The sequence below is a fragment of the Lentibacillus salicampi genome (genome assembly GCF_004565465.1).
GTDB classification, from domain to species: Bacteria; Bacillota; Bacilli; order Bacillales; family Amphibacillaceae; genus Lentibacillus; species Lentibacillus salicampi.
On the sequence record NZ_SRHY01000116.1, the window covers coordinates 1 to 835 of the forward strand.

Annotated in this window: 1 protein-coding gene; it reads left to right on the forward strand. The window is 35.6% G+C overall.

The genetic code is table 11. The features are described 5' to 3' along the window. Positions 1-383: 383 nt before the first annotated feature. Entirely contained in the window at positions 384-554 is a 171-nt protein-coding gene (locus E4U82_RS20120) for a hypothetical protein (protein WP_167751517.1), read from the forward strand. Positions 555-835: the final 281 nt, after the last annotated feature.

Consider the following 835-nt stretch of genomic DNA (forward strand, 5'->3'; position numbering starts at 1 on the left):
CTTTTAAAACATTGGTCTGTAGGGCTTTTTCAACCATTGGTAAATACACTGGCAATGTGTGGTAAATACCTTGGCAAACGGTGGTAAAAAAGATGGCAAGGGTGGTAAATTCCGATGGCTGTAATCAAAAGAAGGCCCTTGCATTGATAAAGGGCAATCCGTAATATATAAAGGACCTTTTAAACACATTGAAGATGACGACGATCATATTTATCAAAGGGGTGAAAGGACTTTTGTATGTGAAAAAACATTTAACATTTTACAACAAGAACCTTACGCTCAACTCTTTGAGTTTTTAGATGAGAATGAACGTCAAGTTGATAGCAATGATGAGTGTTGTACACCAACATGTAATTGCTAAAACGTTTAAAGGAGGTGTTAAAATGGAAAAAAGCAGCTTTAAAAAAGCTATTTCTAAATTAAAACCTAAACAACAAGAATGTTGCTCTGTTCAAATTGAGGAAAACAAGCAAGAATGTTGCTCTGTTCAAATTGAGGAAAACAAGCAAGAATCTGATTCAAAGAAAGAACAAAATAATAATAACTGCTGTTAATTGCATATGGATTAAGAATTTCATTAGGAAGCATAATTTTTATGCTTCCTTTTTTAACTATAGGGAGAATAATCTTTAATGTCTGAATGTATTAGGCGCATTATTATTTGATTATTCTGAAATATACCTTTTCGAGGGGTTGGGCAAAAACACCCACCTTTGGATCTCCACATTCAACATGGTGGTGGACCCTCCCATATCTCTCGGCGTCGTGCGCGTAAATTCCTTAGTTCAACCTTACCATGTGTGGATGCCGGAAATGCTTTTTAAGTGGGTCTATG